Raw genomic sequence first — 23,029 nt, 5'->3', positions numbered from 1 at the left:
ATGCTCTCTATGCATTCGGCTCTTGGATATGCAGAACCTTTGGATGTCGGCCAATTAAGCGATAGCCAAACCGCGATTAGTATTGAAAATTTGGATTTATATTACCAACAAACCCAAGCATTAAAATCGATTAATATGAAGCTACCGAAAGGGCATGTGACAGCCTTCATTGGACCCTCTGGATGTGGTAAATCAACATTATTACGCTGTATCAATCGAATGAATGATTTAGTCGATGGATGTCGGGTCGAAGGTGAGGTTTTGCTGCATGGACAAAATATTTACGACCCAAGAGTGGATGTGGCGAGTTTACGTCGACAAGTTGGGATGGTATTTCAAAGGCCAAATCCATTTCCTAAATCGATTTATGAAAATGTTGTGTATGGTTTGCGTTTACAAGGGATTAAAGATTCAAGAACCTTAGATGATTCGGTTGAGCGTTCATTGAGAGCGGCTGCTTTATGGACTGAGGTCAAAGATAGACTACATGATAATGCGTTTGGTTTGTCGGGTGGTCAGCAGCAACGTTTAGTGATCGCAAGGGCCATTGCTATCGAGCCGGAGGTTTTGTTATTAGATGAACCAACGTCAGCCTTGGATCCTATTTCAACCTTGACCATTGAAGAGTTAATTAGTGAGTTAAAGATGCAATATACGGTAGTGATGGTGACTCATAATATGCAGCAAGCGGCGAGAGTGAGTGATTACACTGCTTTTGTACATATGGGACAATTGATTGAATATGGCGATACCGATTCTATGTTTACCTCTCCAAAGAAAAAACAAACAGAAGACTATATTACTGGCCGATACGGTTGAGGAATAAAAAATGAAAATGCATTTAGGTCGGCATATTTCAGAGCAATTTAATATTGAGCTTGAATCTCTTCGAACTCACGTGCTTGCAATGGGAGGATTGGTGGAGGAGCAACTTTCTCTCTCACTGCAAGCGTTGTCACAACAAGACTCTCAGCTGGCAAGCAAGGTTCACCGTGATGATCAAAAAGTGAATCAGAGGGAAATGGCCATTGGTGAGGCTTGCACTCGAATCATTGCCAAGCGTCAGCCAACCGCCAGAGATTTACGTTTAGTTATTGCGATTATTAAAACCATTTCTGATCTAGAAAGAATTGGTGATGGCGCTAAAAAGTTGGCAAGAGTGGCACAGGATTCATTCTCTCATGCCCAGGCCGGTTTATTAGTCTCGGTTGAGATGTTAGGCCGTATTGCCGTAGATATGCTACACCAAGTATTAGATGCTTTTGCGCGTATGGATGTGAAAGCTGCTGCACAAATTTATCAAATGGATAAGCTTATCGATCAAGAGCATAAAAAGTTAATTGATCAATTAGTGGCTTTCATGAAGCAAGATATCGATTCGATTGCCAAAGTTATGCTGATCATGACAGGCGTTCATACGATCGAGAGAGTGGGGGATCGATGTCAAAATATCTGTGAGTACATTATCTATTTTGTGGAAGGAAAAGATGTAAGGCATGATTCGCAATACCTTACATCCCTACTTTAGTGTTGGCTTCTAATTAGACTAACCATTATTTTAGTTAGAGTGAGTTAGACCGATTCGACAATGTTTTTGACGGCTTGGATAGCTTGAGTGCTGGTAATAGGAATCGAGAAATCATCGATATGATCAGCGCCCATTTTGGCAGATTCCGCCATTAACTTCATTTCACTCGGGCGAGTCGTTTTTCCAGATAAGTGAATCTCATGGATACCAGTCGCATGAATAATTTTCGTGGCATTCTCTGCGGTAACACCCGCGCCTGCCATAATCGAAAAACGACCATTGGCGAGATCAACCATTTCCGAAATCACATCGATGCCTTGAGGAGCAGTTGAGGCAAGCCCCGATGTTAAAATTCGTTCGCAGCCTAATGTAGCAATGGCTTCAATAGCACTTTTATAATCTCGACATTGGTCAATCGCTCGATGAAAGGTGCTGCCCATGCCCTTCGCTGCGTTCATTAGCTGCTGCGCCATTGCGATGTCTACATCACCTTGCGCCGTTAACACTCCAAATACTACGCCCTCGAGGCCTGCTTGCTTGGCGCAGGCAATATCTTCTAGCATGATATTGAGATCTTCTTGGTTATATAGAAAATCCCCTTGGCGAGGGCGGATCATGGCATAAACCGGAACATTGGATTGCTCTGCTGCTATTTTCATAAACCCATAACTTGGTGTTAATCCACCTAAAGCTAAAGATGAGCATAGTTCAATACGAGTTGCGCCACCGGAGATAGCGTTATGAAGGGATTCTATATTGTCGATACAAACTTCAAGTTGAATGGTCATGATGATCACTAAATAAAAAAACAGAGCATCATTGTAGATCAATTGGTTGGGAGAAGACGATAATCTGATTTTAAAAAGTATTATTTTAGAGGATGAGAACAAAAAAACCTCGCACGAGGCGAGGTTTTAGAATCAAAATAATTTTAAGTTAAATTATTTTTTGCCGAGGTCAGCTTCGTGCTCAGAAAGGTATGCAGCAACACCTGCAGTTGAATCTTTCATACCTGCTTTACCTTCTTCCCATTGTGCTGGGCAAACTTCACCATTTTTCTGGTGGAAGTTTAGTGCATCAACCATACGTAGCATGTCATCGATATTACGACCTAATGGAAGATCGTTAATGACTTGGTGGCGTACTGTGCCTTCTTCATCAATTAGGAAAGAACCACGGAAAGCAACACCAGCTTCTGGATGCTCAACATCGTAAGCTTTTACGATTTCGTGCTTCACATCAGCCACAAGTGGGTATTTAACTTCACCGATGCCACCATCAGCGATAGCAGTCTTACGCCATGCGTTATGAGAGAATTGTGAATCGATAGAAACACCGATTACTTCAACGCCTTTGGCTTTAAAATCTTCAAAACGTTTGTCAAAAGCAATTAGCTCTGATGGGCAAACGAATGTGAAGTCTAGAGGGTAGAAGAAAACAACCGCTTTTTTGCCTTTAGTGAAATCTTTAAAGTTGAATGTATCAACAATCTCACCGTTACCTAAAACAGCTGCTGCTGTGAAATCTGGGGCTTGACGACCTACTAGTACCATTATGTTGCTCCTAAATATTACGTTGATTTAAAAATCAGTATCCAAACATCAGTGTCTGAATATTTCAACAGGACAAACTATAGTACAAGTTGTAGTATGAAAAAAAGCGAATTAAACCGATTAACTCAATCGAAAAAAGCGATGATTAGAAATTTGTGATCACCGTTCTGTTTCCACTCACTATAATCGAAACTTAATATGACTAAATGGCCAAGTTTAAAACAATTACATTATCTAATTACACTTTATGAAACCCATCACTTTAGTGAGGCTGCGGAGCGTTGTTTTGTTAGTCAATCGACGCTAAGTAAAGGCATACAAAATATTGAAGAGCTTATTGGTTGCCCCTTATTTGAAAAAAAAGACAAGAAAAGCCCTTTGATTTTCACTTTGGCGGGAGAGAAAGTGGTCAAGCAGGGGCGGGAGTTATTAGCTAAAAGCCAAGACTTACTCGAAATTGGTGCGCTTTGCCAAAGTGGTAATATGCAAGGGCAATTAAGAGTTGGCTGTATCCCGACGATAGCACCTTTTTTATTGGGCAATTTAGTTCAAGAATTGAACCAGCGCTTTGGTTTGCTTACTTTATTATTACGAGAAGATACGACTGCTAATTTATTAAAAGCGCTGCGTAAGGGTGAGCTTGATGTGTTGATTTTAGCCATGCCAGTCGATATAGCAGAAATGGAATGCCATATTGTAGGGCAAGATCCATTTCGCATGATTATGAGTCGACAACAAGCCGGTGGTATCCGAGTGCCAATTCGTTACGATGACTTACCCGATGAATCAGTATTTTTACTCGAAAATGAACATTGCTTAACTGAGCATGCCGTGTCAGCGTGTAAGCTTACTAAAAAAGAAAAAATCAATCCTTTTTCAGCCACGAGTTTACATACTTTAGTGCAAATGGTCGCTAATGGCTTAGGAACAACTTTTATCCCACAAATGGCAATAAATCACGGTTTAATAGATAACCTAAACTTAGCTGTCATCGAGCCACCTGGCCGAAATGCTTATCGTGAAATTGGCCTGATATGGAGGCCAAGCAGCAATAGGATTGAAACATTTAAAACGTTAGCGAATGTGGTTGAGGGGTTATTATAAAATCTATCATCATGAATGGTGGATAAACTGGAGCTTGAGGTTCTTATACCGATTTTCTTTGGGATAAACTCGAATAAACTCCAAGGTTACTATCGATTATAGCCGTTGGATTGGTGGCTATAAAAAAGTAACAAATCTTGAAATTACTGGTGGTAAGTCTATACTGGCGCCAGTTTTTTTAACCCTTCAATTTGTTTAATAACGTCGTTTTATAAATTGCCGTTTAGCCTTAATAAGTGATCACCATGCAAGTATCTGATTTTGATTTTGACCTTCCTGATGAGCTCATCGCTCGTTACCCTCAACCACAACGAACTTCGAGTCGTTTATTACAACTCAATGGCGACAGTGGGCAATTGAAAGATGGTCAATTTACCGACGTGTTTGATCTGGTTAATGAAGGTGATTTGATCGTATTTAATAATACACGTGTTATCCCAGCACGAGTATTTGGACGTAAAGAGTCCGGTGGTAAAATTGAAGTCTTGGTTGAACGTGTTGTGGATGATAAAACCATCTTAGCTCACGTTCGTGCATCGAAATCACCAAAACCTGGTAATCGATTATTCTTAGGTGAAAATGATGAGTATCAAGCTGAAATGATCGCTCGTCATGACGCTTTATTTGAAATTCGTTTTGATTCAGATAAAGGGATTCTGGATGTATTGAATGATGTGGGGCATATGCCACTTCCTCCTTATATTGATCGCCCAGATGAAGACTCTGATAAAGAGCGTTACCAAACCGTTTATAATAAAAAACCGGGGGCGGTGGCCGCGCCTACCGCTGGGCTTCATTTTGATAATGAACTTTTGGATAAAATTAAAGCCAAAGGTGTCGAGTTTGCCTATGTCACTTTACATGTAGGTGCAGGAACTTTTCAGCCTGTTCGCGTTGATGATATTAATGATCATCACATGCATTCTGAATATGTTGAAGTACCACAAGAAGTGGTCGATGCTATTGCCAGAACTCGCGCCCGTGGTGGTCGAATTGTCGCTGTAGGTACAACATCGGTCCGCTCATTAGAAAGTGCGGCGCAAGATGCTAAACAAAAAGGCACATCATTAGTTCCCTTTTTTGGTGACACTGAAATTTTTATTTACCCAGGTTATGAATACCAATTAGTGGATGTTCTTATTACTAATTTTCACTTACCTGAATCAACGTTGATCATGCTCGTCAGTGCTTTTGCTGATTATGATAATGTCATGGCTGCGTATCAACATGCTGTACAACAAAAATATCGCTTCTTTAGTTATGGCGATGCGATGTTTGTAACGAAAAAGATGCTAGCGACTTCTTAGTTGCTAGTAACTGAAAGGTTTCTAATAGCCAAAGATTCCTAAGAGTTAAAAGATGTCGAGTGGCTAGAATTTATCGCTGTTTAAATCGTTGGACTGTTTTTCCGACATTTTGGAGGTTTCGTGAAATACGAACTAATTAAAAAAGATGGTGTTGCCCGCCGTGGACGTTTAACGTTTGAACGTGGCTCTGTTGAAACACCTGCTTTTATGCCTGTCGGTACTTATGGCACAGTAAAAGGCATGACACCAGAAGAGGTGAAAGAAACGGGTGCTGAAATATTGCTCGGTAATACTTTCCATCTTTGGTTACGTCCTGGTCAAGAGATCATGAAGCTGCATGGTGACTTGCATGATTTTATGAATTGGAACGGCCCTATTTTAACTGATTCCGGTGGTTTTCAAGTTTTCAGTTTGGGAAAAATGCGTAAGATCACCGAAGAAGGTGTGCATTTTCGTAACCCTGTGAATGGCGATCGAATTTTTATGGACGCAGAGAAGTCAATGGAAATTCAAAAGGACTTAGGTTCTGATATCGTTATGATCTTTGATGAATGTACGCCTTATCCAGCCACTCATGATGAAGCCAAGAAGTCGATGCAGATGTCATTGCGTTGGGCGCAACGTAGCCGTGATCATTTTGACAAGCAAGAAAACCCGAATGCACTCTTTGGTATCGTGCAAGGTAGCGTTTATGGTGACTTACGTGATGAATCGGTTAAAGGACTGACGGACATCGGTTTTGATGGTTATGCAGTTGGCGGTTTGGCTGTTGGTGAACCGAAAGATGATATGCACCATATGCTCGAACATACTTGCCCGCAACTTCCTGAAGACAAACCTCGTTACTTAATGGGCGTTGGCAAACCGGAAGATTTAGTTGAAGGTGTACGCCGCGGTATTGATATGTTTGATTGTGTGATGCCAACTCGTAACGCGCGTAACGGGCATCTGTTTGTCACTGGTGGCGTAGTTAAGATCCGAAATGCATCACATAAAGTAGATACATCATCACTTGATCCTGAATGTGACTGTTACACTTGTAAAAATTATTCAAAGTCATATTTGCATCATTTGGATCGTTGTAATGAAATTTTAGGCGCTCGCTTAAACACTATTCATAATTTACGCTATTATCAGCGCCTAATGGCCAGTATTCGTAAAGCTATTGATGAAGATCGTTTTGAAGCGTTTGTTGAAGAATTTTATGCTCGACGAGATCGTGAAGTTCCACCAATGCAAAAAGACATTAGAAAAAGCCAAGAACAAGAGTAATTCTTAGCGTTTTAGTCAGTTTAGTTTACTCTGTGCCATTGAAAAAGGTACAGAGTAACCCAATTAATAATTCAATAATTTCAATATTAATATATAAGAAGGAAAACTTTAATGAGTCTATTTATCTCTGAAGCACATGCTGCTGGTGGATCATCTGCGGGTGGTGGTATGGAAATGTTTATCATGCTTGGCATGTTTGCCGTGATCTTTTATTTCATGATTTATCGTCCACAAGCAAAACGTGTTAAAGCGCATAAAACACTTATGTCATCAATGTCTAAAGGTGATGAAGTGTTATCAAGTGGTGGCTTAGTCGGTAAAATTGTAAAAATTTCAGATGATAATGATTACATTCTATTAGCTTTAAACGAAAACAATGAAGTAACGATCAAGAAAGATTTTGTTACTGCTGTGTTACCTAAGGGTTCGCTTAAATCTCTTTAATCGTTTTCCCTTTATAACACTTAAGTTATAAACAGCTAAAGGATATCTGCTGTGCTAAACCGTTACCCGTTATGGAAGTATATGATGGTGGTTGCAGCCATCCTCGTTTGCGCACTGTATGCGCTTCCAAATATTTACGGTGAAGATCCGGCAGTACAAGTCACTGGGGCGCGAGGCGCCTCAGTTGACATGTCAACGCTCGATACTTTAAATACCGTACTCAAAGAAAATAAATTAGACGCAAAAACGATCGGATTAGAAAATGGATCGATATTAATTCGTTTTAAAAATACCGATACACAAATCAGTGCTCGTGACTTGATTTCTCAAGCAATGGGCAAAGATTTCATTGTTGCTCTAAACCTTGCCCCAGCAACGCCTGGCTGGTTATCTTCAATTGGTGCGACACCAATGAAGCTTGGCCTCGATTTACGTGGTGGTGTGCATTTCTTAATGGAAGTGGACATGGATGCTGCGATGGAAAAACTGGTTGGTCAGCAAGAAGAATCTTTCCGTGGCGAATTACGTGAAGATCGTATTCGTTACCGTGCTATTCGTCCCACAGGTCAAGAGGGTGTTGAAATTGTATTGCGTAATGAAAAACAACGCGATCAAGCTAAAGCACTATTAACTCAAAAGCATCGTGATATGCAATTTTCTGAAGGTGATAACAATGCGTTAATCGCAACCTTCACAGAAGCTCGCTTACTTGAAATTCGTAATTATGCCGTTGAACAAAATATCACTATTTTGCGTAATCGTGTGAATGAGTTAGGCGTTGCAGAGCCATTAGTTCAGCGTCAAGGTGCAAGCCGTATCGTAGTTGAATTGCCTGGTGTACAAGATACCGCTCGCGCTAAAGAGATATTAGGCGCAACCGCAACACTTGAATTTAGAGAAGTCGACGATAAAGCTGATTTGGCTGCCGCTGCAGATGGTCGAGTACCACCGGGTAGTGAAGTTAAGTTTGATAAAAATGGTCGTCCTGCTGTCCTGAAAAAGCGCGTTATTCTTGGCGGTTCAAGCATTACTGATGCGAGTTCTAGCGCCGATGAGTATGGTCGCCCACAAGTTAATATTTCTTTAGATAGCGAAGGCGGCAGTAAAATGTCGGATTTCTCTAAAAAGAATATTGGTAAGTTGATGGCAACGGTATTTACTGAATATAAAGACAGTGGACGCCGTAATGCAAAAGGTAATGTTATCTTAACCAAGCATGAAGAAGTCATTAACCAGGCGACAATTCAGTCTGCATTAGGTCGAAGCTTCCGTATTACTGGTATTGACTCTACTGCTGAAGCGCACAATTTAGCCTTGCTATTGCGTGCGGGTGCTTTGATTGCGCCAATCTCTATTGTTGAAGAGCGCACCATCGGCCCATCAATGGGACAGCAAAATATTGATATGGGTATCCAAGCTTGTGTCTGGGGTATGGTTGCCGTAATGCTGTTTACACTGCTTTATTACCGCGCATTCGGTTTGATTGCGAATATGGCATTGATAGCAAACTTGATCCTAATTATCGGCATCATGTCACTAATCCCAGGGGCAACGATGACCTTACCTGGTATTGCTGGTATCGTTTTGACGGTGGGGATGGCAGTCGATGCTAACGTTCTTATCTTTGAGCGGATACGAGAAGAGCTTAAAGAAGGGCGGAGTCCTCAACAAGCCATTCATCAAGGTTACGCTAATGCATTTAGCACGATTGCCGATGCCAATATTACCACGTTGATCACTGCTATTATCTTATTTGCAGTAGGAACGGGTGCTATTAAAGGTTTCGCCGTGACATTATCAATCGGTATCTTAACCTCTATGTTTACCGCCATTATTGGTACGCGCTGCGTCGTTAACTTAATGTATGGCCGCAAACGTAATCTTAAGAAATTGTCGATCTAAGGAATAGTTATGTTTCAAATATTGAAAGCAAACAAAGTGATCGACTTCATGCGTTGGTCAAAGTTTGCCTTTGCATTCTCTGGGCTCATGATCGCAGCATCTTTTTATTCAATTGCAACCAACTGGTTCAATTGGGGATTAGATTTTACTGGCGGTACATTAATCGAAGTAACCTTTGAGCACCCAGCAAATTTACCTCAAATTCGTGAATCATTAACCAATGATGGTTTTGAGGATGCAACGGTTCAAAATTTTGGTTCTGCTCGTGATGTGATCGTTCGTTTACGTCCACGTGAAGGTACCAAAGGTGAAGTCATTGGTAATCAAGTTCTTGCTTCTGTGAAACAAGGAAGTGGCGATCAAGTTGAACTAAAACGTATTGAATTTGTTGGCCCTAATGTCGGCGGTGAGCTAGCTGAGGCGGGTGGCCTAGCGATTCTAATCTCGTTGTTATGTATTCTTATGTATGTATCAATGCGTTTTGAATGGCGCTTATCAGCCGGAGCGGTATTTTCGTTAGCGCATGATGTTATCATTACGTTAGGGGTATTTTCAGCATTACAGATTGAAATTGATCTCACTATTATTGCTGCATTGCTCACGGTTGTTGGTTATTCCCTCAATGATACTATCGTTGTATTTGATAGGATCAGAGAGAATTTCCGCAAAATGCGAAATGGCATTCCAGGTGAGATTATGAATCACTCAATTACTCAAACATTGAGTCGTACATTAATTACTTCAGGTACTACCTTATTTGTGGTCATTGCTTTGTTCACTAAAGGTGGTGCGAATATTCATGGTTTTGCACTTGCGCTGCTATTAGGTATTACGGTGGGTACATACTCATCTATCTATGTTGCTTCATCACTAGCCTTGAAACTTGGCTTAACGCGTGAACATTTAATGCCAACACAAGTAGATAAAGAAGGTGCAGACCAAGATGCAATGTTGCCTTAGGCATTATTAATCCAGTTTGATACTAAATGATAAAAAGGTTTTGGGGGCTCCTCAAAACCTTTTTTGTATTTGAGAAGTGATAAATGAAAAGTGGGAAAAATGAAGGATAAAAAAACGCCGATACTTTACAGTATCGGCGTTAGAATTATTGAGTTAGCGGTGCCTTACTTCATCATGCCTTCGTTAGCATGCTCGCGGATGTGCTTAAGAATATTCTTAACACCGCGTGGACTTGAACCCACTAAGTTACCTGATGCAAGGTAGTTAGTACCACCGGAAAAATCGGTTAAGATAGCGCCAGCTTCGCGAGCAATCAGCTCACCTGCCGCCATATCCCAAGGTTTTAGGCCAAGTTCAAAATAACCATCTACACGACCAGCAGCAAGATAGCATAAATCTAAAGCAGCAGAACCAGTACGACGGAAATCAGAACACTCGTTAAATAGCGCTCCAACGATCTTTACATAGCTTTCGGCATGTTGTTTTTGCTTAAATGGAAAACCGGTAGCAAGAACGGCACCATTTAAATCTTTAATTGGATTAATACGTAAACGAGCATTGTTAAGCTGAGCGCCAGAACCACGTTGTGCGGTGAAGAGTTCATTACGGATTGGATCGTAAACACAAGCGACTTCTGTTTTTCCACGCATACGGACAGCGATAGAAACAGAAAAGTGTGGGAAGCCTTTTACAAAGTTATTCGTGCCATCCAGTGGGTCAATAATCCATTGAACATCGGTATCTCTACCTTCAATTGAACCCATTTCTTCACCCACAATACAATGATCAGGGTAGGATTTTTTGATGGTATTAATAATTAATTGCTCTGCTTCTTGATCGACATTAGTTACATAGTCGTTTTGACCTTTTTGAGATATCTCAATTTTGTCAGTATTTTCTGCAGATTTAGCAATATGATTGCCAGCCATTCGTGCAGCACGAATCGCAATGTTTAGCATAGGATGCATAGGATTTTCCCAACGGATGTTAAAGAACGAAAAAGCGGCGTGCAGTATATCAGAGTTTTACTAAATAGAAAGTGTCGGATTTTTATTCATTCATTGGATTTTATTTTGTTATCAGGATGAATCCATGACGAACCGATTCATTTTTCATTGAATGTGGTATCATCGGGCGCAAAATTTAGAAGGGTAGATAGAGTCATGTTAGAGAGCGTTAAAGTTATTTTAGTCGGCACCTCCCATCCAGGTAATATTGGCTCTGCCGCTCGTGCAATGAAGGTGATGGGGTTGACCGAAATGGTTTTAGTTGCACCTCAATGTGAAGTCGATGATCAAGCTCGTTCATTAGCTTCTGGTGCTGCGGATGTTGCACAAAATGCAGTTATTGTAGACACACTTGAAGAAGCGATTGAAGATTGTATTTTAGTAGTCGGATCGAGTGCTCGATCTCGTACATTAGAGTGGCCAATGCTTGAACCACGTGAATGTGGCAAAAAATTTGTCGAAGAAGGCCAGAAAGGAAAAGTGGCTATTGTATTTGGTCGTGAGCGTACTGGTTTAACCAATGATGAACTACAACAGTGCCATTTTCATGTCTGCATTCCGGCTAACCCTGAATACAGTTCATTAAACCTTGCTATGGCTGTACAAACGATAAGTTATGAAATTCGCGTAGCATGGCTAGATTGGCAAGCGTCTGCTTACCCTGTAGCAGAACAAGAAGAATATCCTCGTAATAAAGAACTAGAAATGTTCTATGATCACCTTGAAAAGATTCTATTCAGAACCCAGTTTATAACAAAAGATAAGCCTAATTTAGTAATGAACAAATTCCGCCGCTTATTTAGCCGTGCTCGACCAGAGCAGCAAGAACTTAATATGCTGCGTGGTGTATTGACGGCTATTGATAAATCGACAAAAGTTGAGAAATAATACCTGACTAAAATAGTCAAATTAATAGTTGACTGATTTAGTCAGGTATGTGAACATTGTACCCACATGCTTACTGTGGATACGTGCAATATGAGACTTACATCTAAAGGAAGATATGCGGTAACGGCGATGTTGGATGTAGCACTACATTCAAACGAAGGTCCGGTTCCGCTTGCAGATATTTCAGAGCGACAAGGCATTTCACTGTCTTATTTAGAGCAACTTTTTTCACGTTTACGTAAAGCGGGATTAGTGGCAAGTGTTCGCGGCCCTGGTGGTGGTTACCGACTAGGTATTGATGCCAATAAAATCGCTGTTGGTGCTGTGATCGCGGCTGTTGATGAGTCCGTTGATGCCACTAAGTGCCAAGGAAAAGGTGATTGCCAAGGCGGTTCACGCTGTCTTACTCATACTTTATGGCACGATTTAAGCGCTCGTATTAGTGAATTTCTTGATGGCATCACTCTTGGTGAGCTGATGAACAACAATGAAATCAAAGATATCTCAGAACGACAAAATATAGAGCTGGTAGTTAATAATGGCTTTGGTAATAAAAATTTTAATGCCAAAGATAATACAAAAACAAACGCTATCGGTATTAACTCTCGCTCATAAGCGGGTACAAGCTTTTACATTGGAGTAACGAATGAAACTGCCTATTTATTTTGACTATTCAGCAACGTGCCCTGTCGATCCTCGTGTGGCAGAGAAAATGGTTCAATTTATGACGATGGATGGCACTTTTGGTAATCCAGCCTCTCGCTCACACCGTTTTGGGTGGCAAGCAGAAGAAGCGGTTGACCATGCTCGTGAACAAATCGCTGAACTGATTAATGCTGATCCTCGTGAAATCGTATTTACTTCTGGTGCAACTGAATCAGATAACTTAGCAATTAAAGGTGCTGCACGTTTTTATGGTAAGAAAGGTAAACATATTATTACCTGTAAAACTGAGCATAAAGCGGTACTTGATCCATGTCGCCAATTAGAGCGTGAAGGTTTTGAAGTCACATATATTGAGCCTGAAACTAATGGCTTAATTGACATGAGAAAGCTTGAAGCGGCGCTGCGTGAAGATACAGTTTTAGTGTCTATCATGCATGTAAACAATGAAATTGGTGTGGTTCAAGATATCAATGCTATTGGTGAGATGTGCCGTGAACGCAAAATCATTTTCCATATGGATGCTGCACAATCTGCAGGCAAGCTTCCAATTGATGTACAAGAATTGAAAGTTGATTTAATTTCATTCTCTGCTCATAAAATTTATGGACCTAAAGGCATTGGCGCATTGTATGTGAGCCGTAAGCCTCGCGTTCGCCTTGAAGCACAAATGCATGGTGGCGGTCATGAGCGTGGTTTCCGTTCTGGTACATTAGCTACTCATCAAATCGTAGGTATGGGTGAAGCTTTTGCTATTGCCAAACAAGAAATGCAACAAGACTATGATCACGCACTAATGCTGCGTACTCGTATGTTGGATGGTTTAAAAGATATGGAAGCGTTGACCATTAATGGTGATTTAGAGCAACGTTTACCTAATAATCTCAATATCAGCTTTGCTTTTGTTGAAGGTGAATCTTTACTGATGGCATTGAAAGATCTCGCAGTATCTTCTGGCTCGGCTTGTACTTCTGCCAGCCTTGAGCCTTCTTATGTACTACGAGCGCTTGGTCTTGAAGATGAATTAGCTCATAGCTCAATTCGATTCTCATTTGGCCGCTTTACAACAGTTGAAGAAGTGGACTACGCGGTTGAACAGATTCTAGTAGCCGTCAGTAAACTCCGTGATATGTCACCACTTTGGGATATGTACAAGGAAGGGGTTGATTTGAACACGGTTGAGTGGGCACATCACTAAGATCAATTAACATACCTAAGAAACTGGAAGTTTGAATTTATCACTTCAGCTAAGGTTTCAAGGATTTGAGGATAATATTATGGCGTATAGCGAAAAAGTAATAGAACATTATGAGAACCCACGTAACGTTGGTTCTTTTGATAAAGAAGATCCATCTATCGGTAGCGGTATGGTTGGTGCTCCTGCTTGTGGCGATGTTATGAAGCTGCAAATTAAAGTATCGCCAGAAGGCATTATCGAAGATGCTAAGTTTAAAACTTATGGTTGTGGTTCTGCGATCGCATCAAGCTCATTGGTGACTGAATGGGTTAAAGGCAAAAGCTTAGATGAAGCTGCATCAATCAAAAACTCTGAAATTGCAGAAGAGCTGGCGTTACCACCAGTAAAAGTTCACTGCTCAATTTTGGCTGAAGATGCAATCAAAGCTGCAGTAGCTGATTATAAAAAGAAACACCTACAGTAAAATGTTAATGAGGGAAGTAACCCTTCCCTCATTCTTATTTACTTTTATTCGAGTGTTTCCTCTTTACTTATATTTATTGAAATAGAACAAGGTTGAAGTATGGCCATTACCATGACAGATGCGGCAGCTGGTCGCGTAAGATCATTTTTAGAAAATCGCGGGAAAGGCTTAGGTTTACGCTTAGGTGTTAGAACCACGGGATGTTCAGGTATGGCATATGTCCTCGAATTTGTAGATTCATTGAACGAAGAAGATCAAACCTTTGAGCATGATGGTGTGAAAATTATCATTGATCCTAAAAGTTTGGCGTACCTTGATGGCACCGAATTGGATTTTGCCAAAGAAGGGCTAAATGAAGGCTTTAAGTTTAATAATCCGAATGTAAAAGGTGAGTGTGGTTGTGGTGAAAGCTTCAACGTTTAGTCATTTTCATCTCTTTATTACGACAACCGATAGCTGATCATCAACGATAGTATCGGTTTGGTTTATTTATCAGCCTAAAAGAAGTCATGCTATGAATCATTTTGAATTATTTGGCCTTCCTAATCAGTTTGACCTCGATAAAAATCACCTATCTGAAAAATTTAGAGATCTACAAAGACAATTCCATCCGGATAAATTTGCGTCTGCCTCTGAGCGTGACCGCCTCATGTCTGTACAAAAAGCGGCCGAAATTAACGATGCTTATCAAACGTTAAAAACACCGATTGAACGCGCTGAATATTTGCTTTCCCTACACGACGTTCACATCCGTGGTGAACACCAGACTATGAGCGATCCAATGTTTCTTATGGAGCAAATGGAGCTACGCGAAACCCTCGAAGATATTTCTCATTCCAATGATCCAAATGACGCTTTGCTTGAGTTTGATAATCAGGTTCAATCTATGTATCAACATCATATTGAGTTATTACAGCAACAACTTGCTGATGAAGAATGGAATATTGCCGCTGATAGTGTAAGAAAACTCAAGTTTGTAAATAAATTACGACGCGAAATCGAGCAGTTAGAAGATAAACTGTTGGGATAATTCGTCTAGAAAAAGGACAAAGTAATACCATGCTACTTCAAATTGCCGAACCCGGACAAAGCACCGCACCTCACCAACATAAATTTGCTGTCGGTATCGATTTAGGGACAACCAATTCACTTGTTGCGGCAGTACGAAGTGGCCGTTGCACTCCACTTACAGATGAGAATCAGCAGGTGATCCTGCCATCAGTCGTACATTACGGTGAGCAACAAATTCTGGTTGGCCATGCGGCTAAAGCCTTAGCTCAAACTGATCCTATTCATACCATTAGCTCGGCTAAACGTTTAATTGGTCGTTCGCTTGCCGATATCCAAACTCGTTACACCACATTACCTTATCAATTTAAAGCCAGCGAAAATGGTTTGCCGCTGATTGGTGTTCCTAATGGCACAGTAAATCCTATTCAAGTCTCCAGTGAGATCCTTAAAGCTCTCGCTAAGCGCGCTGAAAAAACATTAGATCATGAACTCGAAGGTGTTGTGATCACTGTTCCTGCCTACTTTGATGATGCTCAACGTGCTGGGACTAAAGATGCAGCCGGGTTAGCTGGGCTTAAAGTATTACGTTTACTTAATGAGCCTACCGCTGCGGCGATTGCTTATGGTTTAGATTCAGGGCAAGAAGGCGTGATTGCTGTTTATGATCTTGGAGGGGGAACATTTGATATCTCCTTGCTTCGTTTATCTAAAGGCGTGTTCGAAGTACTTGCGACCGGTGGCGACTCTGCATTAGGTGGCGATGATTTTGATGATCTTATTGTAACGTTTTTTAAGCAGCAAGCTGGTATTGAAACGCCATTAAGCGCAGAACAACATCGTGTGTTACTGGATTTATCAACGCAAGCCAAAATTGATTTATCGGAGCACAATGAAGTTCAAATTGATGTATTCGGCACTTTAATAACCTTTACCCGTCAGCAGTTTGAATCATTGATTCAGCCGCTGGTGAAGAAAACATTGTTGTCATGTCGCCGAGCCTTAAAAGATGCTGAAGTCACGAGTGACGAAGTAGTTGAAGTGGTTATGGTTGGCGGTTCAACCCGTACTCTGCTTGTTCGTTCGATGGTGGGTGATTTCTTTGGTAAAACACCGCTCACTAATATTAATCCGGATGAAGTTGTCGCTATTGGCGCAGGTATTCAAGCGGATATTTTAGTCGGTAATAAGCCTGATTCGGAAATGCTGTTGTTGGATGTGATCCCATTATCTCTTGGGATTGAAACAATGGGCGGGTTAGTTGAAAAAATCATTCCGCGTAACACCACAATTCCTGTCGCAAAAGCACAAGAATTTACCACGTTCAAAGACGGCCAAACCGCGATGCTAGTTCATGTTACACAAGGTGAACGTGAAATGATTGCAGATTGTCGATCATTGGCTCAATTTACCTTACGAGGTATTCCACCAATGAAAGCCGGTGCAGCGCATATTAGAGTGACTTATCAAGTGGATGCTGATGGCTTACTTTCGGTTACTGCGATGGAAAAAAGCACTGGTGTCCAAGCTGATATTCAAGTTAAGCCTTCTTATGGATTAAGCGATAATGAGATTGCCGATATGCTAAGAGCCTCGATGATGCATGCTAAAGAAGACATGCAAGCCCGTGCTTTAGCTGAGCAAAAGGTAGAAGCCGATCGAGTGATTGAAGGGCTGCTAATTGCATTGCAAGAAAATGGTGAGCAGCTACTGAGTGTCGACGAGTATCATGCAATTGAAGCATCATTGAAAACGTTGATTGAGTTACGCAATGGCCAAGATTCTGATGCGATTGAGCAAGGAATTAAAGACACCGATAGAGTGAGTCAGGACTTTGCTTCACGTCGTATGGATGTATCTATTCGAGCGGCTTTGTCAGGCCAATCGGTGGATGACATTTAGGTTCATTGTTTTAGATTACAAACAATAATATTGAATTTTCTGTGGTGGCCTTTAATTCTCTGAACGATTAGCCATCACATTTATAATTAGAGTAGGATGGATTATGCCTAAAATTATCGTATTACCCCATGAAGAGTTATGCCCAGAAGGCGCAGTATTAGAGGCCCAAAAAGGGGAGTCAGTACTTAATGTGGCTTTAAAAAACGGAATCGGTATTGAGCATGCGTGTGAGAAATCGTGCGCTTGCACAACGTGCCATATTATCATCCGTGAAGGCTTTGATTCACTGGTCGAAAGTGAAGAACTAGAAGATGACATGCTAGATAAAGCGTGGGGTTTAGAACCTGAATCTCGTTTAGGTTGCCAAGCTTTAGTTGCCGATGAGGATCTTATAGTGGAAATTCCTCGCTACACTATCAATCTAGCTTCAGAAAAACATTAATCCAGATTTTGGAAAATACGAGATACTAATTAAAAGGAAAGGATTATGGGATTAAAGTGGACAGACTCGCAAGATATTGCGATTGAATTATACGAAAAATTTCCTGATTTAGATCCTAAAATAGTGCGTTTTACCGATATGCATCAATGGATCACTGAGCTTGAAGAGTTTGATGATGACCCTAATCGTTCAAATGAAAAAATTCTAGAAGCTATTTTATTATGCTGGTTAGATGAAATTTAGCTCGTTTTTGAACGCTATTTAATCATATGATTGATGAGTAAATAAAACTGAACTTCTCTAAAAGCCTCTCCGGAGGCTTTTATGCTATTTAGTGCACAAGTCTCTTGCCGTTTCCATGTCAAATTAACAAAAATCCATTATGATAGACTTCAATTTTGTCACATCACTTATGTTTATGTTCGGTTTCAATCTTAATCAGAGTGTCAAAGTTTACAGTCATGAAGGTGGATATCCTTGCCTTCACTATATGCATGGATCGCTGAAAAATAAAAGGCGATAAAGGAGTGAAAATGTCTACATCTATGTTGGTTTCAATTACACAACAAGCGGCGCAGCCACAATGGGGCGATAAGGCTCTATTATCTTTTGATGAAAATGGCGCGACTATTCATATTACATCGACGACAGATATCGATTCAGTACAACGAGCGGCTCGTAAGTTAGACTCTCAAGGTCTTAAAAAAATTGAATTAAGTGGCGAAGGCTGGGATTTAGAGAAGGTCTGGGCTTTTGTACAAGGTTACCGTTCATCGAAAAAGGGCAATCAAGTCTCTTGGCCTGTATTAGAACAAGCGCCACAATCAGAGCTTGAAGCTCGTATTAAAACGACGGATTGGGTACGAGATATTATCAATAAGAGCGCCGAAGAAGTAGCCCCTCGTCAATTAGCGACTATGGCTGGTGAGTTTATTAAATCGGTTGCACCTGAAGGCTCTGTCAGTTACCGCATTGTGAAAGACAAAGATCTCCTGACGGAAGGTTGGGAAGGGATTTTTGCTGTGGGCCGAGGTTCTGACCGCACTTCTGCCATGTTACAACTCGATTTCAATCCAACGGGTGATGACAATGCCCCTGTTTTTGCATGTTTGGTTGGTAAAGGTATCACGTTTGATTCCGGTGGCTATAGTATTAAAGCGTCAGGCTTCATGGACTCAATGAAGGCGGATATGGGCGGTTCTGGCACAATTACAGGCGGTTTAGCGCTTGCCATCACTCGTGGGCTTAATAAGCGTGTTAAATTGATTTTATGCTGCGCTGAAAATATGATTTCTGGGCGAGCACTAAAACTGGGTGACATAATCACTTACAAAAATGGTAAAACAGTTGAAGTGATGAATACTGATGCGGAAGGGCGTTTAGTTTTAGCTGATGGTTTAATGTATGCAAGTGAGCAAAAGCCGCAACTGATTATTGATTGTGCAACGCTTACGGGCGCGGCAAAAAATGCATTAGGTAATGATTACCATGCCTTGCTCAGTTTTGATGATAAGTTGGCACAAAAAGCATTGAAAACAGCGAAAGCAGAAGCCGAAGGGTTATGGCAACTGCCACTGGAAGACTTCCACCGTAATATGCTGCCATCTAACTTTGCCGATATGTCTAACATTTCTAGCGCAGGCTATGCACCCGGTGCAAGTACTGCGGCGGCATTTTTATCTTACTTTGTTGAAGACTATAAAAAAGGTTGGTTGCATTTTGATTGCGCTGGCACATACCGTAAAACGAGCAGTGACAAATGGTCGGCAGGTGCGACTGGCATGGGCGTAAGAACCTTAGCCGGCCTTTTGATCGAGCAAGCTAAATAAGATTTTAAACAATTAAGAGGGGTTAATACTCCTCTATTAATAAAACTACATAAGTTAATAGGATATTTATTATGGCTCTGGAAAGAACATTTTCAATCATTAAACCGGATGCGGTTGAACGAAATTTAATTGGTGAGCTATATCATCGATTTGAAAAGGCAGGGTTGTCAATCGTGGCTGCCAAGATGCTGCATCTAACTAATGATCAAGTTAGTGGTTTTTATGCAGAACATGAAGGCAAACCATTTTTTGAACCATTAAAAGAATTTATGACTTCCGGGCCAGTTATGGTTCAAGTGCTTGAAGGTGAGAATGCAATTTCTCGTTATCGTGAATTAATGGGTAAAACTAACCCTGAAGAAGCTGCATGTGGAACGATCCGTGCTGATTACGCAATAAGTATGCGTTATAACTCTGTACATGGATCTGATAGCTCTGAATCTGCCGCTCGTGAAATAGAGTTCTTTTTTCCGCAATCAGAAATCTGCCCTCGCGGCTAACTAAGCGTTATTTAAGATTGAGCTATACTGAAGAGGCTGATTAAATCAGCCTCTTTTTTATTTCATTGCTCTTAATTATATAAAGTCGCGATGTATACAAGCCTTGTTGTAAATGACTAAAGCCTGTACAATTCGCGCCCTTATTTATTGTTCCATTAGCGAGATAAACATGACCATCACAAAAGTAAATCTACTCGATTTTGATCGCAAAGGTCTGCGTAAGTATTTTTCTGAAGAGCTGAATGAAAAAGCGTTTAGAGCCGATCAAATCATGAAGTGGATATATCATTTTGGTTGTGATGACTTTGTACAAATGAATAACATTAACAAAACCTTACGCACTAAACTTCAAGAACGCTGTGAAATTCGCGCTCCTTATGTTTCAGAAGCCTTGCATTCAAAAGATGGGACGATCAAATGGGCAATGCGTGTTGGCGATCAAGATGTTGAAACGGTTTATATTCCAGACAATGATCGAGCAACCTTATGTGTATCCTCTCAAGTGGGTTGTGCATTGGAGTGTAAATTTTGTTCAACGGGCCAACAAGGATTTAACCGTAATTTAAAAGTTTCTGAAATCATCGGTCAGGTATGGCGAGCTGCGCGTGAAATTGGCTTAGAAAAAGAAACGGGTCGTCGTCCTATCACCAATGTGGTCATGATGGGGATGGGCGAACCACTTTTAAATATGAAAAACTTGATCCCAGCATTGGAAATTATGTTGGATGATTTAGGTTTTGGCTTATCAAAACGTCGCGTGACGGTATCGACTTCAGGTGTCGTTTCTGGCCTTGATCAAATGACGGGCAATATCGATGTTGCATTGGCTATCTCACTACATGCGCCAACCGATGAATTACGTAGTCAGATCATGCCGATTAATGATCGCTGGAATATTGAAGCATTTTTAGAGTCTGTTCAGCGTTATATTGCGTCTTCAAATGCAAACCGTGGCCGAGTGACGATAGAGTATGTCTTACTTGATCACGTGAACGATGACATGCAACATGCAAGACAGCTCGCAGAGTTATTAAAAGATACCCCTTCAAAAATTAATTTAATTCCATTTAACCCTTACCCTGGGTCACCATATAAAAAACCAAGTAACTCACGTATCGATCGCTTCCAAAAAACATTAATGGAATACGATTATACCGTGACGGTTCGAAAAACTCGTGGTGACGATATTGACGCGGCGTGTGGTCAATTAGTTGGTGATGTAATCGACCGTACAAAGCGCACAAAACAGAAACAGCAAGGGGAACCAATTCCAGTTAAAGCTATCTGATAGGTACTGATAACAGATTGGCTCTTGTTTTTATAAAGGATGAGTGTCAATGTTATTAATTAAGAAGTTAGGCTTTATTTCGGTAGTTAGTTTCTTAGCCGGTTGTGTTACAGTAACTGATAATCCCAATATGGCTGAGTTTGATAATATCAAAGCGTCAGAAGGCCGAATTTCTTTGGGTTTAGGGTATTTAAAAGATAATCATATGGTCAAAGCAAGAGAAAATCTTGAAATGGCTGTAAAATATGCCCCAACATATTATCGAGCACTTAACTCTGTTGCGTATTATTATCAGAGAGTTGGGGAAGATGAATTAGCAAAACAAGCTTACGAGAAAGCTTTAAAAAGTTCACCGAAAAATGGTGACGTATTAAATAATTATGGTGCGTTCTTATGCCGACAAGGTGAGTATAAGAAAGCCGATGAGTACTTTAACCTCGCAATAGAGCAGCCTTATTACTACCTGGTCGCAGCCAGTTATGAAAATGCGGGCCTCTGTGCATTAAAAAGTGGGGATAAAGAACAAGCCAGCCATTATTTTTCTCGTGCGCTTGCTCATGATCCAGACAGAGCAAAATCAGCGATACATTTAGCTGAGTTGGAAATAAAAGAGGGTAAACTTTCCGATGCAAGGCTTCGTTTGTTTAAATTTAATAAGAGGTATGGATATCTCCCTGTTAGTTTAGAGTTGCTCATACAATTAGAAAAACAAGCAGCAAATCCTGAACTGGTGTCTAAATATGGCAACATATTAAAGACCAAATATCCAAACTCGATTCAATATCAGAAGTACAAGAAGAATGAGTACTGAACATAAAATTGAACCAACAGAAACACCACAACATTCCCAAACAGAGCTTCACTCAAGTGATGGTTTGACTGCCGGTGAAATATTACGGCAACGTCGTGAAAAACTTGGGCTGAGTCAAAAAGATATCGCACAAAAATTACGACTGAAAGTGTCGGTAATTGAAAGTGTAGAAAGCCATGAATTTGGATCCCACCAAGTAGCCACTTTTATCCGTGGCTATTTTCGATCTTACGCAAAAGTGGTTGGTATCAGCGAAAAAGAAATATTAAAGGTGTTGGAGCTTTCTGGGGAAGGCCAGCATCAACATAAAGAACACATGATGCAAAGCTTTTCTCATCAGACGAAAAAGCAAAAACATGATAGCCATATTATGCGTATCACATGGGGGGTGTTGGTGGTGATCATTGGCATATCATCGATTTGGTGGTGGCAAAATCATCAACAAGACACACTTTCAGCGTCCTCAATAAAACAAGATCAAGCCGTTGCGGCTAATAGCGTATTAGATCAAAACCAACAAGAAAATAATTCTGATGATTTGGATCTATCGATGAGCTCTGATGATATCTCTTCTGATGAATCTCAAGATTCAGATGTAGTAGCTCAAGACGCGCAAGAATCGAATACTTCATCTTCAGAGGTGGCCGTAGCTTTAGATGCTCAAACGCCGCAATCACAAGAAGAGGCGAAGATTGAAGCATTATCTCAATCAGAAACTTCAAATAAACCATTGGTGATGAATTTTAAAAATGACTGTTGGATTCAAGTAAAAGACAGTCAAAATAAGATCCTTGCTACTGGTATGAAAAAAGCTGGCGAGTCAGTTACTTTAACTGGAAACACTCCGTACTCTATAATATTAGGTGCTCCTGAAGGGGTTTCTATCACCTTAGCCGATGAACCTGTAGACCTTTCTCGGTATACTGCAGGCAAAGCCGCTAGATTGACATTACCGTAGAT

General features: G+C 40.7%; 25 protein-coding genes. 22 read left to right on the top strand and 3 right to left on the bottom strand.

All coding sequences use genetic code 11. The features are described from left to right. A complete protein-coding gene (pstB, locus tag FH976_RS05265; RefSeq protein WP_194089855.1) occupies positions 1 to 819 on the top strand; it encodes a phosphate ABC transporter ATP-binding protein PstB in 819 nt (272 codons plus the stop codon). Between the two features lie 16 nt (positions 820 to 835). Next, positions 836 to 1,528 carry a phosphate signaling complex protein PhoU gene (phoU, locus tag FH976_RS05260; RefSeq protein ID WP_194089872.1) on the top strand — a complete coding sequence of 231 codons (693 nt, stop codon included), beginning with the start codon at positions 836 to 838 and terminating at the stop codon, positions 1,526 to 1,528. 44 nt (positions 1,529 to 1,572) lie between these two features. Here the strand turns inward: phoU and FH976_RS05255 are convergent, their stop codons facing one another. Further along, positions 1,573 to 2,316 carry a copper homeostasis protein CutC gene (locus FH976_RS05255; protein WP_194089854.1) on the bottom strand — a complete coding sequence of 248 codons (744 nt, stop codon included), beginning with the start codon at positions 2,314 to 2,316 and terminating at the stop codon, positions 1,573 to 1,575. 153 nt (positions 2,317 to 2,469) lie between these two features. Continuing rightward, complete coding sequence (locus FH976_RS05250) at positions 2,470 to 3,081, bottom strand: peroxiredoxin (protein ID WP_194089853.1); 612 nt, start codon at positions 3,079 to 3,081, stop codon at positions 2,470 to 2,472. Positions 3,082 to 3,279: 198 nt separating this feature from the next. On the opposite strand from FH976_RS05250, the gene FH976_RS05245 reads away from it, so the two are divergent. The 6 genes from FH976_RS05245 (at position 3,280) to secF (ending at position 10,070) form a co-directional block, all read left to right on the top strand. Continuing rightward, complete coding sequence (locus tag FH976_RS05245; RefSeq protein WP_194089852.1) at positions 3,280 to 4,185, top strand: hydrogen peroxide-inducible genes activator; 906 nt, start codon at positions 3,280 to 3,282, stop codon at positions 4,183 to 4,185. A 245-nt stretch (positions 4,186 to 4,430) separates the two neighbouring features. Next, positions 4,431 to 5,492, top strand: a complete 1,062-nt coding sequence (gene queA / locus FH976_RS05240) for a tRNA preQ1(34) S-adenosylmethionine ribosyltransferase-isomerase QueA (protein ID WP_194089851.1) — start codon at positions 4,431 to 4,433, stop codon at positions 5,490 to 5,492. A gap of 120 nt (positions 5,493 to 5,612) precedes the next feature. After that, a complete protein-coding gene (tgt, locus tag FH976_RS05235) occupies positions 5,613 to 6,764 on the top strand; it encodes a tRNA guanosine(34) transglycosylase Tgt (protein ID WP_194089850.1) in 1,152 nt (383 codons plus the stop codon). 111 nt (positions 6,765 to 6,875) lie between these two features. Continuing rightward, entirely contained in the window at positions 6,876 to 7,208 is a 333-nt protein-coding gene (yajC, locus tag FH976_RS05230; protein ID WP_194089849.1) for a preprotein translocase subunit YajC, read from the top strand. A 51-nt stretch (positions 7,209 to 7,259) separates the two neighbouring features. Further along, positions 7,260 to 9,110 carry a protein translocase subunit SecD gene (gene secD, locus FH976_RS05225; protein ID WP_194089848.1) on the top strand — a complete coding sequence of 617 codons (1,851 nt, stop codon included), beginning with the start codon at positions 7,260 to 7,262 and terminating at the stop codon, positions 9,108 to 9,110. 9 nt (positions 9,111 to 9,119) lie between these two features. Further along, positions 9,120 to 10,070: a protein translocase subunit SecF gene (gene secF, locus FH976_RS05220; protein WP_194089847.1), complete on the top strand. Its 951-nt coding sequence runs from the start codon at positions 9,120 to 9,122 to the stop codon at positions 10,068 to 10,070. A 164-nt stretch (positions 10,071 to 10,234) separates the two neighbouring features. Here secF and suhB read toward each other — a convergent pair whose 3' ends face one another. After that, positions 10,235 to 11,038 carry an inositol-1-monophosphatase gene (gene suhB / locus FH976_RS05215; RefSeq protein ID WP_194089846.1) on the bottom strand — a complete coding sequence of 268 codons (804 nt, stop codon included), beginning with the start codon at positions 11,036 to 11,038 and terminating at the stop codon, positions 10,235 to 10,237. Positions 11,039 to 11,233: 195 nt separating this feature from the next. Between suhB and trmJ the strand changes: the two genes are divergently transcribed. From trmJ to rodZ, 14 genes are all read left to right on the top strand, one after another. Next, complete coding sequence (gene trmJ / locus FH976_RS05210; RefSeq protein ID WP_194089845.1) at positions 11,234 to 11,965, top strand: tRNA (cytosine(32)/uridine(32)-2'-O)-methyltransferase TrmJ; 732 nt, start codon at positions 11,234 to 11,236, stop codon at positions 11,963 to 11,965. A gap of 90 nt (positions 11,966 to 12,055) precedes the next feature. Then, positions 12,056 to 12,580 (top strand): Fe-S cluster assembly transcriptional regulator IscR, encoded by a 525-nt coding sequence (gene iscR, locus FH976_RS05205; protein ID WP_194089844.1) that lies wholly within the window; start codon positions 12,056 to 12,058, stop codon positions 12,578 to 12,580. A gap of 31 nt (positions 12,581 to 12,611) precedes the next feature. After that, positions 12,612 to 13,826, top strand: a complete 1,215-nt coding sequence (locus FH976_RS05200) for an IscS subfamily cysteine desulfurase (RefSeq protein ID WP_194089843.1) — start codon at positions 12,612 to 12,614, stop codon at positions 13,824 to 13,826. A gap of 79 nt (positions 13,827 to 13,905) precedes the next feature. Further along, positions 13,906 to 14,289 carry a Fe-S cluster assembly scaffold IscU gene (gene iscU / locus FH976_RS05195; protein WP_190331682.1) on the top strand — a complete coding sequence of 128 codons (384 nt, stop codon included), beginning with the start codon at positions 13,906 to 13,908 and terminating at the stop codon, positions 14,287 to 14,289. Positions 14,290 to 14,388: 99 nt separating this feature from the next. Next, positions 14,389 to 14,712, top strand: coding sequence for an iron-sulfur cluster assembly protein IscA (iscA, locus tag FH976_RS05190; protein ID WP_194089842.1), 324 nt, complete (start codon positions 14,389 to 14,391; stop codon positions 14,710 to 14,712). A gap of 91 nt (positions 14,713 to 14,803) precedes the next feature. Further along, a complete protein-coding gene (gene hscB / locus FH976_RS05185; protein WP_194089841.1) occupies positions 14,804 to 15,319 on the top strand; it encodes a co-chaperone HscB in 516 nt (171 codons plus the stop codon). Positions 15,320 to 15,348: 29 nt separating this feature from the next. Next, positions 15,349 to 17,199 carry a Fe-S protein assembly chaperone HscA gene (gene hscA, locus FH976_RS05180; protein WP_194089840.1) on the top strand — a complete coding sequence of 617 codons (1,851 nt, stop codon included), beginning with the start codon at positions 15,349 to 15,351 and terminating at the stop codon, positions 17,197 to 17,199. A gap of 103 nt (positions 17,200 to 17,302) precedes the next feature. After that, on the top strand, positions 17,303 to 17,641 hold the full coding sequence (gene fdx, locus FH976_RS05175; protein WP_194089839.1) for an ISC system 2Fe-2S type ferredoxin: 339 nt from the start codon (positions 17,303 to 17,305) through the stop codon (positions 17,639 to 17,641). 45 nt (positions 17,642 to 17,686) lie between these two features. Then, entirely contained in the window at positions 17,687 to 17,884 is a 198-nt protein-coding gene (gene iscX, locus FH976_RS05170; protein ID WP_194089838.1) for a Fe-S cluster assembly protein IscX, read from the top strand. Positions 17,885 to 18,174: 290 nt separating this feature from the next. Then, on the top strand, positions 18,175 to 19,470 hold the full coding sequence (gene pepB / locus FH976_RS05165; protein ID WP_194089837.1) for an aminopeptidase PepB: 1,296 nt from the start codon (positions 18,175 to 18,177) through the stop codon (positions 19,468 to 19,470). Between the two features lie 71 nt (positions 19,471 to 19,541). Then, positions 19,542 to 19,970, top strand: a complete 429-nt coding sequence (ndk, locus tag FH976_RS05160) for a nucleoside-diphosphate kinase (RefSeq protein WP_194089836.1) — start codon at positions 19,542 to 19,544, stop codon at positions 19,968 to 19,970. 169 nt (positions 19,971 to 20,139) lie between these two features. Next, a complete protein-coding gene (locus FH976_RS05155) occupies positions 20,140 to 21,258 on the top strand; it encodes a bifunctional tRNA (adenosine(37)-C2)-methyltransferase TrmG/ribosomal RNA large subunit methyltransferase RlmN (RefSeq protein ID WP_194089835.1) in 1,119 nt (372 codons plus the stop codon). Between the two features lie 49 nt (positions 21,259 to 21,307). Beyond that, the gene (gene pilW / locus FH976_RS05150) at positions 21,308 to 22,069 is read left to right on the top strand and encodes a type IV pilus biogenesis/stability protein PilW (RefSeq protein ID WP_194089834.1); all 762 of its coding nucleotides are present in this window, start codon (positions 21,308 to 21,310) and stop codon (positions 22,067 to 22,069) included. Then, complete coding sequence (gene rodZ / locus FH976_RS05145; RefSeq protein WP_194089833.1) at positions 22,059 to 23,027, top strand: cytoskeleton protein RodZ; 969 nt, start codon at positions 22,059 to 22,061, stop codon at positions 23,025 to 23,027. The genes pilW and rodZ overlap by 11 nt, the downstream gene beginning before the upstream one ends. The last annotated feature ends 2 nt before the right edge of the window (positions 23,028 to 23,029 follow it).

This window comes from Vibrio hibernica, assembly GCF_015223435.1.
In the GTDB taxonomy this organism is placed as follows: Bacteria; Pseudomonadota; Gammaproteobacteria; order Enterobacterales; family Vibrionaceae; genus Vibrio; species Vibrio hibernica.
Note: the sequence above shows the minus strand (reverse complement) of the source record. Positions and strands in the feature narration are given on the sequence as shown.

Bases quoted from the DNA above. Each gene is read 5' to 3' on its own strand.
- trmJ (WP_194089845.1), top strand. From the start codon at position 11,234: ATGTTAGAGAGCGTTAAAGTTATTTTAGTCGGCACCTCCCATCCAGGT.
- hscB (WP_194089841.1), top strand. From the start codon at position 14,804: ATGAATCATTTTGAATTATTTGGCCTTCCTAATCAGTTTGACCTCGAT.
- rodZ (WP_194089833.1), top strand. From the start codon at position 22,059: ATGAGTACTGAACATAAAATTGAACCAACAGAAACACCACAACATTCC.
- FH976_RS05255 (WP_194089854.1), bottom strand. From the start codon at position 2,316: ATGACCATTCAACTTGAAGTTTGTATCGACAATATAGAATCCCTTCAT.
- iscR (WP_194089844.1), top strand. From the start codon at position 12,056: ATGAGACTTACATCTAAAGGAAGATATGCGGTAACGGCGATGTTGGAT.
- iscU (WP_190331682.1), top strand. From the start codon at position 13,906: ATGGCGTATAGCGAAAAAGTAATAGAACATTATGAGAACCCACGTAAC.
- iscA (WP_194089842.1), top strand. From the start codon at position 14,389: ATGGCCATTACCATGACAGATGCGGCAGCTGGTCGCGTAAGATCATTT.
- pepB (WP_194089837.1), top strand. From the start codon at position 18,175: ATGTCTACATCTATGTTGGTTTCAATTACACAACAAGCGGCGCAGCCA.
- suhB (WP_194089846.1), bottom strand. From the start codon at position 11,038: ATGCATCCTATGCTAAACATTGCGATTCGTGCTGCACGAATGGCTGGC.
- pstB (WP_194089855.1), top strand. From the start codon at position 1: ATGCTCTCTATGCATTCGGCTCTTGGATATGCAGAACCTTTGGATGTC.
- pilW (WP_194089834.1), top strand. From the start codon at position 21,308: ATGTTATTAATTAAGAAGTTAGGCTTTATTTCGGTAGTTAGTTTCTTA.
- FH976_RS05155 (WP_194089835.1), top strand. From the start codon at position 20,140: ATGACCATCACAAAAGTAAATCTACTCGATTTTGATCGCAAAGGTCTG.
- phoU (WP_194089872.1), top strand. From the start codon at position 836: ATGCATTTAGGTCGGCATATTTCAGAGCAATTTAATATTGAGCTTGAA.
- iscX (WP_194089838.1), top strand. From the start codon at position 17,687: ATGGGATTAAAGTGGACAGACTCGCAAGATATTGCGATTGAATTATAC.
- FH976_RS05245 (WP_194089852.1), top strand. From the start codon at position 3,280: ATGACTAAATGGCCAAGTTTAAAACAATTACATTATCTAATTACACTT.
- FH976_RS05250 (WP_194089853.1), bottom strand. From the start codon at position 3,081: ATGGTACTAGTAGGTCGTCAAGCCCCAGATTTCACAGCAGCAGCTGTT.
- secF (WP_194089847.1), top strand. From the start codon at position 9,120: ATGTTTCAAATATTGAAAGCAAACAAAGTGATCGACTTCATGCGTTGG.
- FH976_RS05200 (WP_194089843.1), top strand. From the start codon at position 12,612: ATGAAACTGCCTATTTATTTTGACTATTCAGCAACGTGCCCTGTCGAT.
- fdx (WP_194089839.1), top strand. From the start codon at position 17,303: ATGCCTAAAATTATCGTATTACCCCATGAAGAGTTATGCCCAGAAGGC.
- ndk (WP_194089836.1), top strand. From the start codon at position 19,542: ATGGCTCTGGAAAGAACATTTTCAATCATTAAACCGGATGCGGTTGAA.
- yajC (WP_194089849.1), top strand. From the start codon at position 6,876: ATGAGTCTATTTATCTCTGAAGCACATGCTGCTGGTGGATCATCTGCG.
- hscA (WP_194089840.1), top strand. From the start codon at position 15,349: ATGCTACTTCAAATTGCCGAACCCGGACAAAGCACCGCACCTCACCAA.
- queA (WP_194089851.1), top strand. From the start codon at position 4,431: ATGCAAGTATCTGATTTTGATTTTGACCTTCCTGATGAGCTCATCGCT.